The organism is Bradyrhizobium lupini (assembly GCF_040939785.1).
Classification (GTDB): domain Bacteria; phylum Pseudomonadota; class Alphaproteobacteria; order Rhizobiales; family Xanthobacteraceae; genus Bradyrhizobium; species Bradyrhizobium canariense_D.
This window is the reverse complement of the sequence record NZ_CP162553.1, coordinates 7083058-7101846: the sequence shown is the minus strand read 5'-3', so window position 1 is coordinate 7101846 and position 18789 is coordinate 7083058. Positions and strand designations below refer to the sequence as shown.

Below are 18789 nucleotides of genomic sequence, written 5' to 3'. Positions count from 1 at the left end.
CCACGAGCGCTAGTGCGCGTCGTGCACCGCGCGGCTGTCCTTCGGCGCCTGCTCGCGATCATTCATGCTGTAGTCACGGATGACGCTGGCGATACGCAAGTGATAATCGGCGAAGATTTTCGCGCGGCCCTTGGCCTGGGTGCGGCGATGCTCCATCGTGTTGCGCCAGGCTTGCACGGCCGCCTCGTCCCGCCAGAACGACACCGATAAGATCTTGCCCTTCTCGGTCAGGCTTTCGAAACGCTCGACCGAGATGAAGCCGTCGATGGTTTGCAGGATCGGCTTGAGGTCGGCCGCGAGGTCGAAATAATCCTGGCGGTGTTCCGGCTTCGGCCAGACCTCGAAGATCACGGCGATCATGGGCGTCTCTCCTGTCGTTGATGGCCTACGATAGCACTTACAAAACCACTTGGCGCAGAAACGTGCGCTCTTCCGCGAGGATGAATTTGTGCTCCTCGGCGAAGTGGAAGTTGGCCATGCCTTCCGTATCCTGACGCAGCCGGGCGCGATAGGCCTCATACGCAGCCAGACTCTCGAAGGTAATCAGCGCAAACGCGATGTTGTTGGTGCCCTCGTGCGGCATGAAATAGCCGATCAGATCGCCGCCGCATTTCGGGATGATGGTGAGCCAGCGCTTCGAATACTCCTCGAACTGCGCGCGCTTGAAGGGATCGAGCTGGTAGCGGATGAAGACGGTGACGGACATGATGGGCTCCTCTGGTTCCACACCGCCATTGCGAGCGCAGCGAAGCAATCCAGGAATCCCTCTGCGGAGGCAGCCTGGATTGCGTCGTCGCTTCGCGCCTCGCAATGACGAGCAAAGCCAGGCTACGCGCTTGCCCGACCGCAATGCTTCGGCTACCATCGAAGCATGAAATCCGGTCCTGACATCGCCATGATCGCTTCGCTCGTCGGCGATCCCGCACGCGCCAACATGCTCACGGCACTGATGAACGGCCGCGCGCTCACCGCGAGCGAGCTGGCGCAGGAGGCCGGCATCACGCCGCAGACCGCGAGCTCGCATCTTTCCAAGCTCGAGGCCGGTGGCCTGATCGAGCCGGAGAAGCAGGGCCGCCACCGCTACTACCGCCTCACCGACGACGATGTCGCCGGGGTGCTGGAGGGGCTTGCGGGCCTCGCCGCGCGGACCGGCCATATGCGCGTGCGCACCGGGCCGAAGGATCCGGCGCTGCGGCGTGCCCGGATCTGCTACGACCATCTCGCCGGCGATCTCGGCGTGCAGATGCTCGACACCCTCCGCGCGCAAAACCTGGTCAGGCAGAAGAAGCAGGAGATCGAGCTGACGGCCGAGGGCGAGCGCTTCCTGGCGAAGCATTTGCAGATCTCGCCCGACATGCTCGCCCATCCCCGCCGGCCGGTCTGCAAGGCCTGCCTCGACTGGAGCGAGCGGCGTCACCATCTCGCGGGCACGCTGGGCGCCGCCATGATGCAGCGTTTCGCCGAGCTGAAATGGGCTGCCCGCGACGCCACGCCCGGCAGCCGCGTGGTGAATTTTACGCGCACCGGCGAGAAGCAGTTTGCCGCGTTGTTCGGGACTGCGAAGGACTGAACACAAGCGCGTGTAAGCGTCTCGTCGTCGTCATGGCCGGGCTTGACCCGGCCATCCACGTCTTTAGTGCAGTTTGCGTGGCACCACGTGGATGCCCGGGCCTTCGCCTCGCCGAAGCGGCTTCGGCCGCGCAGGCGGGCCAAGCCCGGCATGACGGAGAATGTGTCTCCTAGCGCCAACATGACTCAGAGCCTTCAATGATCCGCCTCCTCCCGGCCGTGCTTTGCACGGCTCTTCTCGCCGCTCCTCTTACATCCCACGCCGCCGACACCGCCCCGCGCGAACCCTACGGCATCGCGCTCGAAGGCTTTGCCTATCCCTATCCCGTACACCTGCTGCCTCTGACCAATGACGGCGAGCAGTTCAGCATGGCCTACATGGACGTGCCGCCTGCGCAGCCGAACGGCCGCACCGTCGTGCTGCTGCACGGGCGCAACTTCCCGTCGAGCTACTGGGCACCTGTTATCAAGATGCTGAGCGAGGCCGGCTTCCGCGTCGTGGTGCCGGACCAGATCGGCTTCGGCAAATCTTCCAAGCCGATCGGCGAATTGCATTTCGACAATCTGGCGCGCAACACCATCGCGCTGCTCGATTATCTGAAGATCGACAAGGCCGAGATCGTCGCCCATTCGCTCGGCGGCATGCTGGGCGTCCGCATCGCCCGCGCCTTTCCCGACCGCGTCGCCCACCTTGTTCTGACGGCCCCGATCGGGCTGGAAGATTACCGCCTCTATGTACCGCCGACGCCGACCGAGAAGATCATCGAGACCGAGGACAAGCTCACGGCCGATGGCTATCGCAAGCAGCTTCAGACCAATTATGCGATCAAGCTGCCGCCGGACGCGATCACGCCGTTCATCGACGCCCGCTTCAACATCAAGGGCAGCCCGGATTATCCGCGCTGGCTGCGTGCCTTCGTCAGTTCCGGCCAGATGATCTATCGTGAGCCGGTGGCGCACGAGATCGCACTGATCACCGAGCCGACGCTATTCATCATGGGCGCCGACGACCACAACGCGCCGGGCCGACTGAGCGCACCGGAGGCGCTGCGCGCGAAAATGGGAGAGAACGCCGAGCTGGCGAAGGCACTCGCGGCGAAGATGCCGAATGCGCGGGCCGAGGTGATCCCGGACACCGGCCATCTCGTCTTCCTCGAGGCGCCTGAGAAGTACAGGGAGCTAGTCCTGGGCTTTCTCGGCCGCTAGCGTCATTGCTGCCGTCCGGATCCGCGTGCTGGGAATGTTCATGCCGCATTCAGGTCATGATTGGCAGATTTGGCTGGCGTCGTGTCGGCATGTTGCGATTTTAACGTGTCGAATCGTGTCTTTTGATTCATGGTGCGCCGAAAAGCGCCAAGCCCTCCTACCTGCCCCCAAAACCTACACCCAAGGACGAGAAGGAAGATCAAATGAAATACCTGTTTGCCGCCGTGATGCTCGCCAGCGCGGTCGTTGGTTTCAGCGAGGCGGCCAGCGCCGCCGGCGGTTGCGGCCCCGGCTGGTATCGCGGCGCCTATGGCGGCTGCCGCCCGATGCGCGGTCCGGTCGTTGTCCGCCCGGGTCCGATCGTGGTTGCGCCAGCCCCTGTCGTGGTCGTGCCGCGCGCCCGCGTGTGCCCCTACGGCTTCCGCTGGTACGCCGGCCGCTGCCGCCCGTTCTGATCTCGTTTTTTTCGCATTGCGAAATGGCCGCGCGGCGAAAGCCTGCGCGGCCATTTTCTTTTTGAGCGCCTGACGTCGCACCGGGATGTTTCAGATCAGAACGGGGACCGCCGATCGCGGTCCCCGTTCAAGCCTGGTGCGCGAAGCTTACCAATGGCGGCGGTGCCATCGCCGGCGATGCCAGCCCCAGTGACGGCGGCGCCAACCCCAATGGCGATGGCGGCCGTGCCAGTGCACCTGCTCCGGCTTCAACTGCGCGGCTTCTTCGCTGCTGGTGACTGCGGGATGAGCGTCGGGATTGCCTTGCGGCATGCGGGGGTCACCGAGCGGCTGCGGCGCCAGCGGCGCAGCCTTTGCGGCGGTCGTGAACGCGGCAGCTCCGGCCGCGACACCGATTGCAAATTTTAAAAAGTTCCGGCGCTCCATGACTTCTTTCCTCTTGGATGGTCGTGCCAGTGATGCAGAGGCGAGTGTCGTGGTGACGACATGAACCGAAGCTGAATCGCGCGTTCAGCTTCGCTGCGACTCCGACGGTGACAGCCCGCCGCCGGGCGCTACTTGCCAAACTCCTGCGCCAGCACCAGCAACTCGCGCGTGCGCGTCACGTCGGGCCAATCGCGGTTGAAATCGGCCACCAGTTGCGTCAGCGCTTCGCCCTTCAGCATGGCGTGCAGCGCAGCCTCGCTCGCGAACTGATACATCGCCTGATGCAGTGAGGGATCGTCGAGGCTCCAGAACCGCCAGGCCTTGCTCACGCCGAAGGCCTTCATCGCGTCGGGCAGATGTTCGGTCTCGTACCACCTGTCGAAGGCGGCGCGCTTGCCGGCATCGGTGACGACGGCGCGGACGACGAAGAAGGCTGACGGCATCGGATTTTCCTCCTGTTGTTTGGGGTGAGACTAGCCGATGACGTCGGCGACGACAAAAAAAGGACGGCACCGGTGTCGGAACGCGCATCTCTCACCCGTCCTATGCCTGAACAGCAGACGGAGACACCACATGCCCGACCTCACGCTCACCACCTTCGACTGGGTTCCCCCGCCCCCGCGCGGTTTCGTGCGCGACCTTCGGGTGCGCTGGGCGCTCGAAGAGGCCGCATTGCCCTATCGCGTCGCGAGCGCGCCGTTCGACGGGCGCGGCGCCGAGCATCTTGCGCACCAGCCGTTCGGGCAGGTGCCGTGGCTGACCGACGGCGATCTCTCGATCTTCGAGAGCGGCGCGATCCTGCTGCATCTCGGCGGCCTCAGCGCGAAGCTGATGCCATCAGATCCGCGCGGCCGCAACGAAGCCACGGAATGGCTGTTCGCCGCGCTCAATTCGGTGGAGATGGCGAGCCTGCCCTGGACGATGTCGAAGTTCATGGGTCATCCGAGCGATACGGCCGCGTGGAAATTCGTCGACGACTTCCTCAAGCTCCGCCTCAAGCACATGGAGGCGGTGCTGGCCAGCCGCGAATGGCTGGCAGGCACGTTCTCCGTCGCCGACATCCTGATGTCAGACGTGCTGCGCATCGTCGATCAGTTCGAAGGGCTCGCGGACAGTCCCGCCTGCGGCGCCTACGTCGCGCGCGCCACCGCCCGCCCGGCCTTCGCCAAAGCCCACGCCGACCAGATGGCGCATTTCGCTGCGGCGGACGCGACCCGCTGACGCGGCGCCCGCGTCAGATGTGACGTGCCTCACATAATGAATCCGGCGATGGCCGTAGGGTCACGGCCATCAAATCATCCCTGCGGAAGGTGACACATGGCCCGCATCGCATATCTCAGAGACCAGCTTGCCCGCGCTGAAAGACTGGCAAAGGCGATCCTCGACCGGCAAACCGCGGAGCAGCTTCAGGCGTTCGCAGCCGAATGCCGCGAGGAGCTGCAGGTGCTGTCGCGCAGGGCTGCGGCGTGACATTGGCCTGCGAGCGCCGCGTCACACCAGCTTCATCGGCGCATCGGCGACCACGCGAAGGTCAATGCGGCTGATCAGTTGAGACCGAAGCGCCTCCGCATCCCCGATCGCGCTCTCCGTCTGCCGCAGCGTGCTGACGTTCGAACCGAGCGAGACGATCCCGCCGAGCACCAGAGCGATCGATCCGAGCGCGGCGGTCTGGCCCATTCCGAGCAAGCCGAGGATCGTGATCAGCAACAGCGCAGCGCCGCCGCCGACGGCGATCTTGGATGCCAGGATGTACTTCCGACATCGTTCGGCGATCTCGGCCAAAGCCTCGATCCGCGCTTCGATGTCTGAAATCTCGTCGGTCGGATCGTCTTCGGTCATTGGATTTGGATCGAGGATGCCAACTCAGAAACAGAATCGGTAGCCCGCATGAGCAAAGCGACATGCGGGAAGCTTGACGAAGAACCCGGATGTCGCTTCACTCATCCGGGCTACGAGGCGTCACAACGGCAAATTGTCGTGCTTCTTCGCCGGCGTTTCCACTTTCTTGTCCTTCAGCATCGACAGCGCCCGCGCGATCCGCTTGCGGGTCGAGTGCGGCATGATGACGTCGTCGATGTAGCCGCGCTCGGCGGCGATGAAGGGGGAGAGGAAACGGTCTTCGTATTCCTTGGTACGCGCGGCGATCTTGTCGGGGTCGCCGATGTCGGCGCGGAAGATGATCTCGACCGCGCCCTTGGCGCCCATCACCGCGATCTGGGCGGTCGGCCAGGCATAGTTCATGTCGGCGCCGATCTCCTTGGAAGCCATGACGTCGAAGGCGCCGCCATAGGCCTTGCGGGTGATGATGGTGACCAGCGGCACGGTGCACTGCGAATAGGCGAACAGCAGTTTCGCGCCGTGCTTGATCAGGCCGCCATATTCCTGCGCGGTGCCCGGCAGGAAGCCCGGCACGTCGACGAAGGTGACGATCGGGATGTTGAAGGCATCGCAGAAACGCACGAAGCGCGCCGCCTTGCGCGAAGCGTCGGAGTCGAGCACGCCGGCCAGCACCATGGGCTGGTTGGCGACGAAGCCCACCGTGCGGCCCGCGATGCGGCCGAAGCCGGTGACGATGTTCTTGGCAAAAGCGTCCGCGATCTCGAAGAAGTCGCCCTCGTCCACGACCTTCAGGATCAGCTCCTTCATGTCGTAGGGCTTGTTCGGATTGTCGGGGATCAGCGTATCGAGCGACATGTCGACGCGGCCGATGTCGTCGAAGCTCGGCCATTCCGGCACGCCGTCGGTGTTGTTGGACGGCAGGAAGTCGATCAGGCGCCGCATCTGCAAGAGCGTCTCGACGTCGTTCTCGAAGGCGCCGTCGGCGATCGAGGAGCGCGTGGCGTGCACCGAGGCACCGCCGAGCTCTTCCGCCGTGACGACCTCGTTGGTGACGGTCTTCACCACGTCGGGGCCGGTGACGAACATGTAGCTGGTGTTCTTCACCATGAAGATGAAGTCGGTCATCGCGGGCGAATAGACGTCGCCGCCAGCGCAGGGACCCATGATGACGGAGATCTGCGGGATCACGCCGGAGGCGAGCACGTTGCGGCGGAACACGTAGGAATAGCCGGCCAGGGCTGCGACGCCCTCCTGGATGCGGGCGCCGCCAGCGTCATACAGGCCGATGATGGGCGCACGCGCCTTCATCGCCATGTCCTGGAGCTTTGTGATTTTCAGCGCGTGCGTTTCCGACAGCGAGCCGCCGAACACCGTGAAATCCTTGGCGAAGACAAACGTCTTGCGGCCGTTGACGGTGCCCCAGCCGGTGACGACGCCGTCGCCGGGCACCTTGTTCTTCTCCATGCCGAACTCGGTGGAGCGGTGCTCGACGAACATGTCGAATTCCTCGAACGATCCCTTGTCGAGCAAGAGCTCGATGCGCTCACGTGCGGTCAGCTTGCCGCGGGCGTGCTGCGCCTCGATGCGCTTCTCGCCGCCGCCGAGCTTTGCGCCGGCGCGACGGTCTTCAAGGGCGTCCAGGATATTCTTCATTTGCTCCCGCCAGTTCTTAGCCTAAATGCGATTGCCGGGGGTTCTAACACGGCATTTTGCGGGCCGGGAAGCGGCTTTCGGTCCCGCAGGGCTGCCTTGCCGCAGCGGGAAAGCGCAAGGAATTTCAAAGTTTTGCCTGGGAGACGGGCATGACCGAAGGAGCGGCCGAGACCGGCGCGGCGACGGGCGGCGTCAACATCCTGCTGCGGCTGGAGGGCCTGACCCTGTTTGTGGGGATGGTGATGCTCTACTGGGCCTGGGACGGCTCATGGCTGGTGTTCGCACTGCTGTTCTTCGTCCCCGATCTCAGCTTCCTGGCATACCTGTCGGACGCCAAACTCGGCGCGATGGTCTACAACGCCGCCCACAGCTACATGGCGCCGGTCGCGCTGCTGACGCTCGGCTTCGGCCTCGCCTCGCCGCTCACCCTGTCCATCGCCTTGATCTGGCTCGCCCATATCGGCATCGACCGGGCGCTGGGCTATGGCCTGAAATATTCGGCCGGATTCGGCTTCACCCATCTCGGCCGGATCGGCCGGCAGAAGGATACCTGACCGCAGCGCGCTGCCCGTAAATATGGCGGCCCGGCCCGGTTGACCGGACCTGCCGATTCAGGCTTGCTCACGTTTACGATCAGGCGCCGAATGTTGCGTGAGCTCAGTCGGTACGGCGGCGGTCATCATTTCCGGCTGCAAGCATCACCTCATGTCCGCGACGGTCGTTCCACTGCCGCCGAACCCATCGTCCGAAACCACCGACTTCCTGCGGCGCATGGCCAGCATGGTGTCGGGGCGGAACGGCGAGATGCTGCTACGCGCGGCCGCGCTGATCGAGTCGCTGACGCAACGGGCGATGTCGGCGGAACGCCTCTATCACCGGGAGCACGAAGAGAACACGCGCAACAGCGACCTGCGCGAGGCCGGTGAGATGGCGTCCGACGCCATGGTCAAGCAAATCGACGGGCTGCGCAGCCAGCTTGCCGAAGTCACCGCGGCCGCGGCGGCCGAGCGCGCGGCATTCGATGCCGAGCGTGGCAACCTGCTCGGCCTGATGCAGCACGCCGAGAGCCATATCGGCAAGCTCACAAGCGAGCTGGAGACGCTGCACGCCTCGGTCGACAGCTTCAACGAGACCGCCATCTCCGTGCCAATCGAGGTGCTGCGGCTGGCGCGCACCCAGTTCGATGTCCTCTCTGCCGGCTTTGCCCGCAAGGGCGACGTGATCTCGCAGGCGATGAGCGAGATTGGCGGTTTTGCGATCGACCAGGCGCTGACGGTGAAGAAGCCTGACACCGCCTGAGGCGAACCGCCGGCTTGCGTCAATTTGACAGCGCGCGGGCCTGTTGTTCTACTCACTGAAAATCACGGGGGAGGATCCGATGCCGACGGCATTCCGCGTCGCCATGGCGCTCTGCATTTCAACGCTGTTCGTCGGCATGGGCGCCAACGCACAATCGCTTCCCCGGGAAGTCGCCACCCGCGCCGAGATCTACCCGATCCCCTCGCTCACCCTCTCCGACCAGCAATTCCTCAGCGGCGACGCCGCGGCCGGCAAGCCGGTGACGGTCGCCGGCGAGCTGCGCGTGGCGCAAGGCAGCGGAAAACTCCCCGTCGTGGTGCTGATGCACGGCTCGAGCGGCGTCGGCGCAACGACCGAAGCCTGGGTGCACGCGTTCAACGCCATGGGCATCTCGACTTTCGTGATCGACGGCTTTACCGGCCGCGGGCTGACGGTGGTGGGGCCGAACCAGGCCCTGCTCGGTCGGCTCAACCTCGTCATCGACATCTACCGCTCGTTGGAGATCCTTGCAAAGCATCCCCGCGTCGATCCGGATCGCATCGTGCTGATGGGCTTTTCACGCGGCGGACAGGCGACGCTTTATGCGAGCCTCGAGCGCTTCCACAAGCTCTGGAACAAGTCCGGCATCCAGTTCGCCGCCTACATTCCCTTCTACCCCGACTGTTCGACGACCTATCAGAACGACACGGACATCGCCGCGCGCCCGATCCGCATCTTCCACGGCACGCCCGACGACTACAATCCCGTCAAGAGCTGCAAGGCTTTCATCAAGCGGCTCAAGACGGCCGGCCGCGACGTGGTGCTGACCGAATACCCCGACAGCGCGCATGGTTTTGACAGTGGGCTGCTCGGCGTCAATACGGTTGCCGTGTCCACGGGTGCGCAGACCGTGCGCAACTGCCAGATCCGCGAAGGCGACGGCGGCGTGCTGATGAACGCCGATACGAAAGCGCCGTTCACCTACCAGGACGCTTGCGTCGAGCTCAATCCGCATGTCGGCGGCAATCCAACGACTGCCGCCGAGTCGCGCAAGGCCGTTGAGGAGTTTTTGCAGGCGCTGTTCAAGCTGGGTTAGGCCAGCGCGACATGTTCCGTCATTGCGAGCGCAGCGAAGCAATCCAGAATCTTTCCGCCGAGGCAGTCTGGATTGCTTCGTCGCTTCGCTCCTCGCAATGACGAAGGCTACGGCTCGCCCGGCTTGAACGGCTCCTGCTTGTCCGGCGGCACGGTCTCTTCGGCCATTGCGAGCAACATCGCGACCATCACGTAATTGCCGGCGACCGCGGTGAGGTCGACGATCTGCTGGTCGTTGAAGACCTTCTTCGCGCGCGCGAAGGTTTCGTCGCCGACCTTCTTCGTCGCGGTGAGCTCGGTGACGAAGTCGTAGACGACGGCCTCGTCCTCGGCCATGTTCGCAGGCCGCTTATTGGCCTTCAGCTCCGCGACGATGTCGGGCGACAGGCCCGCTTTCGCCGCGAGCGGCGCATGGGCGTACCACTCCACCTGCGAGCGCCATTGCCGCCCGATGATCAGGATCGCGAACTCGTTGAGTTTTGTCGGGACCGAGGTCTCCCAGCGCAGATAGTGGAATAGGTCGAACAGGCGCTGGCCGAGCACCGGGCTGCAGATCATCGGATTGTAGGGACCGCCGATGCCGACGCTCGAGACCTTCATGATCTGCTCGCCGAGGGGCTTCTGCTTGGCGTCGAGCTGGTCCATGGTGAGCTGAGGAAAGCGCGGCTCCCTGCTGGTGGCGGGACCGGCAAACATCGTGGCGGCGAGCCAGCCGCCTGCGGCGGCAAGCGTGAGCGACGGCAGCCAGAGTGGCGTTGAGTTCATGTTCTCCTCCCGGTTTTTCTTGACCCGGGGGATGCTAGTCGAGCGGCGCCAGCGCGGTATCGCTAGATAGCGCCGATCTCGGCAAGGCAGGCTTGCGTCAGCGGCATGCGCTCTCCGACCAGGCGCGGCTCCTTGCAGTCCATGTTGAGCGCGAACACGGTGCGCGCTTCGCCCTTCTCGGCCCAGCCCACCATCCAGCCAAGCGATGGCTCGCCGCGCTCGGCGCCAAGCAGCCCGGACTTGGCGCGAATGACGCTATCGCCGACCTTGGTCACCGGCAGGATGTCAGCGACGAGATCCTGGCTGCGTTTCGAGATCGGCAGTGCGCGGCGGCGCAGCCGGTCGATGAAATCGACCTGCTCGACCGGATCGATGCGCAAGGCGCCGGTGAGCCAGAACTGGTCGATGCCGCCGCCGATGTCGCGATTGCCATAGTCGAACAGATCGACGTACTTTTGCATGCGTTCTTGCCCGATCCGGCGCGCGATCTCCTGATAGACCGGCACCGCGCTGACGAGAATCGCGCTGCGCAGCGTGTGGTCCTTGTTCCAGGCCTCGATCGGACGCTTCACGCCGTCCCAGGGAAATACGTCCTTGTCGGGGTCAGTGACCACGCCGGTTTCGAGCGCAATCAACGAGTTCGGAATCTTGAAGGTCGAAGCCGGCAGCTTCGCCTCGCCCGAACGTTCCTTGTCGCTGGCGACGACCAGATAGTCCTCGACCTTGTAGCCGACGAACGTCCCCGCCGTGCCGAGGTCAGTGAAGCGCTTTGCGAGGCTGTCACGGATTTCATTTCGCGGTGGCGCGACGTGAGCGAATGCACGCGATGGCAGGATCGCGGTTGCGGCGAGAAGGCCGAGAGTGGAACGGCGGGTAAGCACTGGCGATGTCCGTTACGCGATGAAGATGGCCCGCGACCATGCAGCCGCTAACGTGGTGAAACGATGACAGCTACCGCCTGCCCGACAGCCGCAGCACGAACACCAGCACCTCGGCGACGGCCTTGTAGAGGTCCGGCGGGATCTCCTCGCCGAGTTCGACCTTGGAGAGCGCACCGGCCAGGATCTCGTTCTCCTCGATCGGGATGTCGTTGGCCTTGGCGATCTCGACGATTTTTTCGCCGATCGTGCCCTTGCCCTTGGCGACGACGACCGGCGCGTTGCTGCCCCTCTCGTAATGCAGCGCAATCGCAAGCTTCGACGGGTCGCTCATGTAGCGCGATCCAGAAAGTGGCCGGCGCGGGCCGGTGCGGGCTGTGGCGGCGTGCCATCGCGGACCAGGATGTCGCCGGGCTTGAGCTCGGCCCTGGTCAGTGCCTGGTTGAGCTCGCCGATTCCGGCGCGAAGCTGCTGTGCGGTCGTCGGCCGCTCCGCCCACATCCGCACGAAGGTCTTGTCACCGTTGAGCGTAATCAAAGCGTGCACGGGGCCGGCCGGCTGGACATTCAGCGTGAAGCGCGCGCGCCAGGCGCGCCTGGCGGGATCGGCGGATTCATTGCCGCCGTCGCGCGAGATCTCGAACTGCGCCATTGCCGTGCCCTGCGGCGTTGCGAATGGAATCTCGAAATTCCACTGCGGCACGCTCGGATCAATCTTGTGACCGCTGGCGTCGGTGCGATCGGGGAGCGAAGCAACCTGGAGCAACGTCTGGCGCGCGAGAGCGGCATCGGTGTCATCGAGCAGGCGATGCACGGTCGCAGCGAGCGGCGTATCCGGTACGAGTGACGGCGAGGCAATGAATTGCGGCGACGGCAGCGCGCCGCGAACCGGTGGTGGCGTCGCGCGCGCGGCGGCTTCGAAAATATGTCCCTCGGGTACGGCCTTGTTCGAGCCCGGCACGTTTCCCGTCATTCGCGGCAGGCTTTGCGTGATCTCTTGCAGGAGGCTCGCGGCAAGGCCTGCGGTCATGGCCCGCGGCACCGCGGCCTGCGGAGCACCGCCAGCGATGTCCGCCAACACAGAGGCTGCGATATTGACGCTGCGCGGCATTTCCGGTGATTGGGCGATCTCGGGTTCGGTTGCGGGCAATGCGGCCTGCGTCTCCGCGGCAGTGAGCTGCGGTGTCGCCACGGTACCAGCCGGAAGCGCGGCACCTTGCGCCTGTGGCGCAATCGCCTCGAGCGTCGTCAGCGTTTGGCGCAGCACCAGCAATGCCGCCTTCAGGTCCGGCATCGTGCCGGAGGACGACGTCGCGCCCTCGGCGAGCGAGGCTTCGAGGAATAGGCCGGATTTTGGAATGCGGATTCAATGTCGCCGCCATCGAGCCCGGTGTTGAGCGGCGTCTGCTGCGCCAGCACGCCCAGCATTGCCTGCTTCAGCCCCGCCGGAAGATCGCTGCCGGTGACGACCGCGGCCAGATTGGCGAACAGCGGCGCCTGGCTGCCCTGCTTTGTGACCGCCTCGGCCGAAGCTGCGGTAACGGCGACCTGCTCCGATGGCGTCAGCACGTTGCGTCCCGCGCTCGCCGACGGAGCAATCGGCGGGCTGTCAACCAGCGAGGCCGCAGCCGGCGTCAGCGTGACCTGATCGGCGCTCGCCTCGCCTGCCCCGCCCATGACGGCGAGCCGGATGGTGCCGCCGTTCTGCGACACCGCAAGCTGGAGATTTTGGCCTGGTGCCAGCGCCACCTCGGACATCACATCCATCGACAGGTTGGCGATCGCGATCCGCACCAGATTATCGGCGAGCACGCTGACGACTCTTGCGTCGACGACGCTGCCGGCCTGCAGCACAAGATCGGGCGTCACCGCGTCAGCAACAGGGCTGGCGGCACTGACGGGAACGATCGAGCTTATCGGCGTCGGCATAGCGAGGGGCCTGGGGAGCGTAGGCCCTACCCTAAGGCCGCCCTCGTAAACCTCTCGTTAAGGACCTTTGGCCGCGGGCGCGTTCACAGCGGCCAAAACGGTCACGGCGGCATGAAAGTCCTTGAGGCGGGCGGCGCGGCGGCTGGCGGCTTCCTCGTCGACTCCCCATTTCTCGGCATTCCAGTCCTCATCGACATAAGCCGCCGCCCAGACCTGGCCGGCATCGCGCACGCCATGGGCCAGCGCCAGCGCCAGCAGGGCCGAGCCGGTCAGGGTGGTGATCACGTGGAGGGCGGCGACCGACCAGGCATCCCCCGGCAGCGCCGCACGCGCGGCCTGGACGCCCGCCTCCGGCTGCGTTACAGGCATGACGCCTTCGGACAGGATGAAATGCGCTCCCAGCGTCTCAGCGGCCCAGAACAACACTGGGTCCCAATGCGCGGCCTCGCGGGCGACGAGCCCCTCGGGATGGCCGGCGCGATAGAACAGCAGATCGGACTGGAGATACTTTGCGAGGTCGTCGCTGACGAGATCGACGCAGTCGACGACGCCCTCGACCACGCTATTGGCGATCCGCGTCAGCGGCATCGTCATGGGATTGATCGTCTCTTTCTGATCCGCCCACTCGGCAGCCACTGCGTCGGCTAGCACGCGCGCAGGGATGATCACCTGGCGGCCGGACGGCGTGCGGATCGCCTTGCCGTCAAGCGTGATGGCAAAGCCGCCCTCAGCCTCAGCGACCCCCACCTCCTTGTAGAAGCGCTTGCGCAGCGGCACGCGCGAGGCCTGGCGGACCAACTCCTGCGGATCAAGCGGGGATCGCCCCGCAGCTTCATCGAACAATTCGCGCATCTGGTTTTCGGCCCTGATCACTCAATGCTAGGCTTGTAAGGTAAGAGCGACGACCGATAAAGCGAGCGGCAGGTATGAGGGAACTTGCGGGCATTGTGGCTCTGGTCGCCGGGTTTTGGCCGGCCGCGGCGCAGGGCGGCTTTCGGACTCCGGAATCGGTGGTCCGCAACGTCTACGCTCATTACGGCCAGGGCGCGCCGGAGCTCTCAAAAGGCCTGCCGCAGGATGGCGCCACCGCCCGGCAATTCTTCGCCCCCTCTTTGCGCAAGGTGTGGTCCGCGCCGCGGGTCGAGCCCTACGATTTCCTGGTGCAGAGCCCGAGCTGGAAGCTCGGCCCGGTCGCGATCGCGGTCATTCGCAGGCAATACGACAAGACCTATGTCGCGGCGAATTTCGACAACCGCGGCCGGCCGGTGACTCTGAACTTCATCCTGGTCAGCGGGCCCGAGGGCTGGTTGATCACGGATGTCGAGAGCCCGCACGATAGCCTGCGGACGTTTCTAGAGCAGTTTCGGAATTGAGCGGGCTTCATTATTCGGAGCGCAGCGAAGCAACCCGATTGCAAACTCAATTACTCTTCCGGCGCGTTCTCGATCGGATCAAACCGGCTCGCATCGAGCCCGAGCAGGTTCCATGACTGCTGCATGTGCTGCGGCAGCGGCGCGGTCGCATCAATGAAGCCGCCGCGGGGATGCGGGATGACAATGCGGCGCGCCAGCAGGTGCAGCCGGTTTTGCAGGCCGCCCGGCAGTTGCCAGTTCTCGATGTTGAAATATTTGGGATCGCCGACGATGGGGTGGCCGATATGTTCCATGTGGGCGCGCAGCTGGTGGGTGCGCCCCGTCACCGGCTTCAGCGACACCCAGGTCAGCTTGTTGCCGGCGGTCTCGACCACCGCATAGTACGTGACAGCGTGGCTTGCGCCCTCGTCGCCATGCTGGGCGATGCGCATGATGGTGTCGTCCTCGCTCTCCTCCTTGGCAAGGAATGTCGAGATGCGGCCCTGCTTCGGCTTCGGTAGCCCGGGCACCAGCGCCCAATAGGTTTTTCGCGCCGAACGCGACCGGAACGCGCCGGTCAGATGCGAGGCGGCAAAGCGGGTCTTGGCGACCAGGAGACAGCCCGACGTCTCCCTGTCGATGCGGTGCACGAGGCGCGGCTTCTGGCCCTTCGAATCGCGCATCACCTCCAGCATCTGGTCGATGTGTCGGGTCATGCCCGAACCGCCCTGCACGGCAAGTCCGGCCGGCTTGTTCAGCACGAGAACGTCGTCGTCCTCGTAAATCGTCATCTCCTTCAGCGCCGCAAGTGTCTTTTGCGCCGCCTCCGACTGCGGATTGGGTGCCTTCGGCGTGTCGAGCTTCAGCGGCGGAATCCGGACGCTCTGGCCCTCCTCCAGCCGATCCTTGCTGTCGACGCGCTTGCCGTCGACGCGCAGCTCGCCTTTGCGAACGACGCGCTGAATGTGGGAGAACGACAGGCCGGGAAAGTGCGCTTCAAGGAAGCGATCGACGCGCATGTTGTTCTCGTCGGCCGTCACCTTGACGGTCTGCACCTTGGTCGGCAGCAATGCCTCGACGGGCTTTGCCGGTGCAGCCTTTTCTGGTTCAGCTTTGGGCGCGCGCCGCTCGACGCGCTCGCTCGCAAAGCGCGGCGCCTTCGCGCCCGGCTTGCCGCCCGGCCGCAGCCCAGCAGGCTTCGCGCTGCGCGCCTTGAACGGGCGCGCCTCCTTGCGCTCGTCGCGCGAACGGGGCTTTGGATCGGTTCTTTTGATGCGGCGGCTCATGGTGCCTGCCTAGCTCAAAACCGGCCTCACGTCACGGCGAAATGGCGATTTTGGCTTCAGCCACCCCGCTCCTTGCGCAACTTGGCCCAATAATCCAGCCGCTTCCTGATCTCCCGCTCGAACCCGCGATCGGGCGGGTCGTAGAAGGTCTGGCGGCCCAGGGCTTCCGGGAAATAATCCTGGCCGGAGAAGGCGTCGGGCGTGTCGTGGTCGTATTCGTAAGATGCGCCGTAGCCTTCCGACTTCATCAGCTTGGTCGGCGAGTTGAGGATATGTTTCGGCGGCAGCAGCGAGCCGGCCTGCTTTGCGACCTGCATTGCCTTGCCGAAGGCGGTGTAGACGGCGTTCGATTTTGGCGCGGTGGCGAGATAGACCACCGCCTGCGCGATCGCGAGCTCGCCCTCGGGATGACCGAGGAAGTCGAAAGCGTCCTTGGCTGCGTTGGCGATGACGAGCGCCTGCGGATCGGCAAGCCCGATATCCTCGACCGCCATGCGCACGACGCGGCGGGCCAGAAACAGCGGATCCTCGCCGGCATCGAGCATGCGCGCGAGATAATACAGCGCGGCATCGGGATCGGAGCCCCGCACTGACTTATGCAGCGCCGAGATCAAATTGTAATGGCCGTCTGCCGACTTGTCGTAGATCGGCGCGCGGCGCTGCAATATCTCCTGCAATTGCGCGGCGTCGAAAATCTCGTCCTTGCGCGCGGCGCGCCAGACTTCCTCGACGAGCGTCAGCGACGCGCGGCCGTCGCCATCGGCCATGCGCACCAGCACGGCGCGCGCTTCCTCGTCGAGCGGCAGCTTGCGGCCCTCGACCTCCTCGGCATGCGCAAACAGCTTTTCGATCGCGGCCGCGTCGAGCGAGCGAAACACCAGCACACGCGCGCGGGACAGAAGCGCCGCGTTGAGCTCGAAGGACGGATTTTCGGTGGTGGCGCCGACCATCACCACCGTGCCGTCTTCCATGACGGGCAGAAAGGAATCCTGCTGGGCGCGGTTGAAGCGATGCACCTCGTCGACGAACAGCAGCGTGCCCTTGCCCATCTCGCGGCGTGCACGCGCGGCCTCAAAGGCCTTCTTCAAATCGGCGACGCCGGAGAACACCGCGGAGATCTGCTCGAAATGCAAATCCGTGGCGTCCGCGAGCAGCCGCGCGACCGTGGTCTTGCCGGTGCCGGGCGGGCCCCAGAACACCAGCGAGCCTAGCGTGCGCGTCTCCAGCATGCGCGTCAGCGCGCCGTCGGGACCCAGGATGTGATCCTGGCCGACGACCTCCGAGAGCGCGCGCGGCCGCAGCCGATCCGGCAGCGGATGCGGAGCCTCGTGATCGAGCCCCGCCGCGGCGAAGAGAGTTGGCGTCCCCTGTGGTCGTTTCGGACTCATCCGCCCAGCGTGACGTTGATCTGCTGGCCGCCGCGCACCAGCGTGATGCGCCAGATCCGCTGGCGCTCGGCCGCCGCGTTTTCGAGGTCGCTGGTCTTGCTGATCTTTTGGTTGTTGACCGCCAGGATAACGTCGCCCTTCTGGAAGCCGACATTCGCCGCCGCGCTGTCGCCCCCGAGATCGGTGACCACGACGCCTTCGGTATCGGCGTCCAGATGCAGCTCGTCGGCGAGCGCGGGGGTGATGGTCGAGACCTTCGCACCTTGGAGAGGCGAGCGCGCGGTGATGACGAGCTCGTTGCGGCCGGTATCGGGCGCGGCGTCCAGCGCCACCGTCAGCTTGACCGGCTTGCCGCCGCGCTGCACGTCGATCTGCGCCGTGCCGCCGAGCGGCCGTGTGGCGAAGCGATAGTCGAAGGCGTTGGGATCATCCACCGTCTGGCCGTCGATCGAGACGATCAGGTCGGAGGATTTCAGCCCGGCCTTGGCCGCCGGTCCGTTCGGAACGACGCTTGCGACCAGCGCACCGGTCGGCGAACGCAGCCCGAGGCTCTCGGCGATCTCCGGCGTCACCGCCTGCAATTTCGCCCCTAACCAGGGCCGCTTCACCGCTTTGCCGCCGCCCTTGGCGGAGGCGACGACGACGCGCACCATGTTGGCGGGGATCGCGAAGCCGATGCCCTGCGAGCCGCCGGAGCGCGAATAGATCGCGGTGTTGATGCCCGCGAGCCTGCCGTTCATGTCGACCAGCGCGCCGCCGGAATTGCCGGGATTGATCGCCGCGTCGGTCTGGATGAAGAACTGGTAGTCGGTGATGCCGACCTGCGTGCGCGCCAAGGCCGAGATGATGCCGTGGGTGACGGTCTGGCCCACGCCGAAGGGATTGCCGATCGCCATCACGACGTCGCCGACCATCAGCTCGTCTGAATTGGTGAATTCGAGTGCCGGAAACTTCTCCTTGGTGTCCTTCAGACGCAGCACCGCGAGATCGCTGCGAGAGTCCTTCAGCACGATCTCGGCCTCGAACTCGCGCTTGTCCGACAGCGACACCTTGACCTGGTCGGCGCCTTCAATGACGTGGACGTTGGTGACGACGAGCCCGGACGCATCGACGATCACGCCCGAACCAAGCGAGCGCTGCACCTGCTCCTGCTGCTGGCCGGGCACGCCGAAGAAGCGGCGGAATATCGGGTCGTCGAGCAGGGGGTTGCGGTTCTGCACCACCTTGGCAGCATAGACGTTGACGACCGCCGGCTGCACCCGCTGCACGATCGGCGCATAGGACAGCCGCAGTTCGGCGGGCGAGGACGGCACGCGGCGGTCTTGCGCGGCGGCCGGATTGAAGTTGGCCGAAAAGGCTATGCACAGTGCCGTGACGACGGCGGTCCAGGTCGATCGAAACATTCCTACCTCTTGGAAAAGACGCCGGAATATAGGCGCGTTCGCCCCCCAATAGAAGGGCGCCCGGCGGCCTATTCGACCCCCTTTTTGGTGTGTCCAGCCTGCAAGCTCTGCGTGCGAAATGGCAATTTGCCGGGGCTGCCGATTGGCATGATGTGCGTCATCTTGCATGGTGGTGCAACGCGGATTCGGTTGCGGCGAATTTACACCAGTGGGAACCGCACAACCAGACGCGGCGTCGCGGGGTAGTCATCGATCACACCTAGGCTCT

Annotated in this window: 22 protein-coding genes and 1 pseudogene; 9 read left to right on the top strand and 14 right to left on the bottom strand. The window is 65.0% G+C overall.

Features of this window, described 5'->3' with window-relative positions:
• Window positions 1-9: 9 nt before the first annotated feature.
• Both AB3L03_RS34060 and AB3L03_RS34055 read right to left on the bottom strand, forming a co-directional pair.
• The gene (locus AB3L03_RS34060; RefSeq protein ID WP_018456489.1) at window positions 10-360 is read right to left on the bottom strand and encodes an antibiotic biosynthesis monooxygenase; all 351 of its coding nucleotides are present in this window, start codon (window positions 358-360) and stop codon (window positions 10-12) included.
• Window positions 361-397: 37 nt separating this feature from the next.
• Window positions 398-706, bottom strand: a complete 309-nt coding sequence (locus AB3L03_RS34055) for an NIPSNAP family protein (protein ID WP_007603076.1) — start codon at window positions 704-706, stop codon at window positions 398-400.
• 165 nt (window positions 707-871) lie between these two features.
• On the opposite strand from AB3L03_RS34055, the gene AB3L03_RS34050 reads away from it, so the two are divergent.
• From AB3L03_RS34050 to AB3L03_RS34040, 3 genes are all read left to right on the top strand, one after another.
• Entirely contained in the window at window positions 872-1570 is a 699-nt protein-coding gene (locus AB3L03_RS34050; protein WP_018456488.1) for a winged helix-turn-helix domain-containing protein, read from the top strand.
• A gap of 197 nt (window positions 1571-1767) precedes the next feature.
• Window positions 1768-2775: an alpha/beta fold hydrolase gene (locus AB3L03_RS34045; protein ID WP_368507874.1), complete on the top strand. Its 1008-nt coding sequence runs from the start codon at window positions 1768-1770 to the stop codon at window positions 2773-2775.
• 203 nt (window positions 2776-2978) lie between these two features.
• The gene (locus tag AB3L03_RS34040; protein WP_007603074.1) at window positions 2979-3230 is read left to right on the top strand and encodes a hypothetical protein; all 252 of its coding nucleotides are present in this window, start codon (window positions 2979-2981) and stop codon (window positions 3228-3230) included.
• 147 nt (window positions 3231-3377) lie between these two features.
• Here the strand turns inward: AB3L03_RS34040 and AB3L03_RS34035 are convergent, their stop codons facing one another.
• A complete protein-coding gene (locus AB3L03_RS34035) occupies window positions 3378-3656 on the bottom strand; it encodes a twin-arginine translocation signal domain-containing protein (RefSeq protein ID WP_018456486.1) in 279 nt (92 codons plus the stop codon).
• Window positions 3657-3784: 128 nt separating this feature from the next.
• Window positions 3785-4099 carry a hypothetical protein gene (locus tag AB3L03_RS34030; RefSeq protein WP_018456485.1) on the bottom strand — a complete coding sequence of 105 codons (315 nt, stop codon included), beginning with the start codon at window positions 4097-4099 and terminating at the stop codon, window positions 3785-3787.
• Between the two features lie 130 nt (window positions 4100-4229).
• Between AB3L03_RS34030 and AB3L03_RS34025 the strand changes: the two genes are divergently transcribed.
• Both AB3L03_RS34025 and AB3L03_RS34020 read left to right on the top strand, forming a co-directional pair.
• Window positions 4230-4877 (top strand): glutathione S-transferase family protein, encoded by a 648-nt coding sequence (locus AB3L03_RS34025; protein ID WP_085351301.1) that lies wholly within the window; start codon window positions 4230-4232, stop codon window positions 4875-4877.
• Window positions 4878-4973: 96 nt separating this feature from the next.
• Window positions 4974-5126 (top strand): hypothetical protein, encoded by a 153-nt coding sequence (locus tag AB3L03_RS34020; protein WP_018456483.1) that lies wholly within the window; start codon window positions 4974-4976, stop codon window positions 5124-5126.
• A 21-nt stretch (window positions 5127-5147) separates the two neighbouring features.
• Here the strand turns inward: AB3L03_RS34020 and AB3L03_RS34015 are convergent, their stop codons facing one another.
• Together AB3L03_RS34015 and AB3L03_RS34010 are read right to left on the bottom strand one after the other, a co-directional pair.
• Entirely contained in the window at window positions 5148-5495 is a 348-nt protein-coding gene (locus AB3L03_RS34015) for a hypothetical protein (protein ID WP_368507873.1), read from the bottom strand.
• Between the two features lie 120 nt (window positions 5496-5615).
• Window positions 5616-7148 (bottom strand): acyl-CoA carboxylase subunit beta, encoded by a 1533-nt coding sequence (locus AB3L03_RS34010; RefSeq protein WP_007603066.1) that lies wholly within the window; start codon window positions 7146-7148, stop codon window positions 5616-5618.
• Window positions 7149-7297: 149 nt separating this feature from the next.
• On the opposite strand from AB3L03_RS34010, the gene AB3L03_RS34005 reads away from it, so the two are divergent.
• The 3 genes from AB3L03_RS34005 (at window position 7298) to AB3L03_RS33995 (ending at window position 9522) form a co-directional block, all read left to right on the top strand.
• Window positions 7298-7702, top strand: a complete 405-nt coding sequence (locus AB3L03_RS34005; RefSeq protein ID WP_027567473.1) for a DUF4260 domain-containing protein — start codon at window positions 7298-7300, stop codon at window positions 7700-7702.
• 151 nt (window positions 7703-7853) lie between these two features.
• On the top strand, window positions 7854-8447 hold the full coding sequence (locus AB3L03_RS34000) for a hypothetical protein (RefSeq protein ID WP_368509108.1): 594 nt from the start codon (window positions 7854-7856) through the stop codon (window positions 8445-8447).
• Between the two features lie 79 nt (window positions 8448-8526).
• Window positions 8527-9522 carry a dienelactone hydrolase family protein gene (locus AB3L03_RS33995; RefSeq protein WP_368507872.1) on the top strand — a complete coding sequence of 332 codons (996 nt, stop codon included), beginning with the start codon at window positions 8527-8529 and terminating at the stop codon, window positions 9520-9522.
• 107 nt (window positions 9523-9629) lie between these two features.
• Here AB3L03_RS33995 and AB3L03_RS33990 read toward each other — a convergent pair whose 3' ends face one another.
• The 5 genes and pseudogenes from AB3L03_RS33990 to AB3L03_RS33970 all read right to left on the bottom strand — a co-directional run bounded on the left by AB3L03_RS33990 (window position 9630) and on the right by AB3L03_RS33970 (window position 13944).
• The gene (locus AB3L03_RS33990; protein ID WP_085351297.1) at window positions 9630-10286 is read right to left on the bottom strand and encodes a carboxymuconolactone decarboxylase family protein; all 657 of its coding nucleotides are present in this window, start codon (window positions 10284-10286) and stop codon (window positions 9630-9632) included.
• A 62-nt stretch (window positions 10287-10348) separates the two neighbouring features.
• Window positions 10349-11167, bottom strand: coding sequence for a penicillin-binding transpeptidase domain-containing protein (locus tag AB3L03_RS33985; RefSeq protein WP_085351296.1), 819 nt, complete (start codon window positions 11165-11167; stop codon window positions 10349-10351).
• A gap of 70 nt (window positions 11168-11237) precedes the next feature.
• Entirely contained in the window at window positions 11238-11498 is a 261-nt protein-coding gene (locus tag AB3L03_RS33980) for an EscU/YscU/HrcU family type III secretion system export apparatus switch protein (RefSeq protein WP_085351295.1), read from the bottom strand.
• A pseudogene (locus AB3L03_RS33975) lies at window positions 11495-13092 on the bottom strand (flagellar hook-length control protein FliK). Before AB3L03_RS33975 ends, AB3L03_RS33980 begins: the two are co-directional and overlap by 4 nt.
• 57 nt (window positions 13093-13149) lie before the next feature.
• Complete coding sequence (locus tag AB3L03_RS33970; protein ID WP_368507871.1) at window positions 13150-13944, bottom strand: ATP12 family chaperone protein; 795 nt, start codon at window positions 13942-13944, stop codon at window positions 13150-13152.
• A 74-nt stretch (window positions 13945-14018) separates the two neighbouring features.
• On the opposite strand from AB3L03_RS33970, the gene AB3L03_RS33965 reads away from it, so the two are divergent.
• Entirely contained in the window at window positions 14019-14465 is a 447-nt protein-coding gene (locus AB3L03_RS33965) for a hypothetical protein (RefSeq protein ID WP_085351293.1), read from the top strand.
• Window positions 14466-14515: 50 nt separating this feature from the next.
• On the opposite strand, the gene AB3L03_RS33960 is transcribed toward AB3L03_RS33965, so the two are convergent.
• From AB3L03_RS33960 to AB3L03_RS33950, 3 genes are read right to left on the bottom strand one after another with little or no spacing between them, the layout of a single operon-like run.
• Entirely contained in the window at window positions 14516-15730 is a 1215-nt protein-coding gene (locus tag AB3L03_RS33960; protein ID WP_085351292.1) for an RluA family pseudouridine synthase, read from the bottom strand.
• Between the two features lie 56 nt (window positions 15731-15786).
• Entirely contained in the window at window positions 15787-17118 is a 1332-nt protein-coding gene (locus AB3L03_RS33955; protein WP_085351291.1) for a replication-associated recombination protein A, read from the bottom strand.
• Window positions 17115-18521: a DegQ family serine endoprotease gene (locus AB3L03_RS33950; RefSeq protein ID WP_085384232.1), complete on the bottom strand. Its 1407-nt coding sequence runs from the start codon at window positions 18519-18521 to the stop codon at window positions 17115-17117. Before AB3L03_RS33950 ends, AB3L03_RS33955 begins: the two co-directional genes overlap by 4 nt.
• Window positions 18522-18789: the final 268 nt, after the last annotated feature.